Annotated in this window: 1 protein-coding gene; it reads left to right on the forward strand. The window is 50.6% G+C overall.

The features are described 5' to 3' along the window. Positions 1–97 precede the first annotated feature (97 nt). Positions 98–1126 carry a calcium/proton exchanger gene (gene cax, locus B2633_RS14455; RefSeq protein WP_481038172.1) on the forward strand — a complete coding sequence of 343 codons (1029 nt, stop codon included), beginning with the start codon at positions 98–100 and terminating at the stop codon, positions 1124–1126. Positions 1127–1157: the final 31 nt, after the last annotated feature.

Genomic DNA, 1157 nt, shown 5'->3' on the forward strand with positions numbered 1-1157 from the left:
CATTCATAACAAATCATCATAAATATGCTGGCAAAATGATAATATATACACAGGCCTGCACCATGCAGGCTAAATTACTCCTATATGGTGATATACTATGTGGAATTTCTTGTACTGGTTAGTTCCTTTGCTGGCTCTGAGCGGCTACTTCAAATTCAGCGGCAATGAGATCGGCCTGTTTTTCAGTGCCGCGGCGGCTATCATACCCCTGGCCGGGCTTATGGGCGAGGCTACCGAAAACCTGGCCTGTTATACCGGTGAAAGGATCGGCGGTCTGCTCAATGCCACTTTTGGCAATGCCACCGAACTCCTGATTACCATATTTGCCTTAAAAGCCGGCCTGTTCGCGGTGGTAAAAGCCTCCCTGGCAGGCAGCATCCTGGGCAATATCCTTTTGGTCCTGGGGCTTTCCATAGCCATGGGCGGCATGAAGAACGGGATACAGCATTTCGACCGGGTTCATATCAACAATCAGACCAGTCTTATGTTTTTATCGGTCATTGCCCTGACCATCCCGGCGGTATTCCTCTATGGAGAAACCGGGCCCAAGCTGGAGCATTACAGCCTGGTGGTGGCGGGGATTCTGTTCGTGATCTATGTAGCCGGCCTGGTATTCAGCTTCCGTCATACCGGCACCAACCGTCAGTGCGCGATTGATGAGGAAATTAAATGGAGCCGGCCGCGCTCCCTGGGGATGCTGTTCTTAAGCACGCTTTTAATAGCGCTGGAGAGTGAATTCCTGGTCAGTTCCATTGAACCGGTTACAGCCCTGTTGGGATGGTCGGAGTTTTTCATCGGTATTATCATCATCCCTTTGATCGGCAATGCTGCCGAACATTTTACCGCTGTCATTATGGCCTGGCGCAACAAGATCGACCTGGCCTTTGAGATTGCGGTGGGATCAAGCACTCAGATTGCCTTGCTGGTAACGCCCCTGCTGGTTTTTATCGGTTTATTCATGGGACGGCCGATGAGTATCGTTTTTAACTATTATGAGATTGTGGCGATCGGTCTGGCGGTGCTAATCGCCCAGTTCATCAGCCTGGACGGTGAGTCTAACTGGTTGGAAGGCTCTTTGTTGCTGGCCGCCTACGCCATCATCGCCTTCGGCTTCTATTTTGTCTAGAAATAAGGTGAACAAAGACTAACGGGCGCCT

It is taken from the genome of Syntrophomonas sp. UBA1041, from assembly GCF_002316705.1.
In the GTDB taxonomy this organism is placed as follows: domain Bacteria; phylum Bacillota; class Syntrophomonadia; order Syntrophomonadales; family Syntrophomonadaceae; genus DTU019.

Bases quoted from the DNA above. Each gene is read 5' to 3' on its own strand.
- cax (WP_481038172.1), top strand. From the start codon at position 98: ATGTGGAATTTCTTGTACTGGTTAGTTCCTTTGCTGGCTCTGAGCGGC.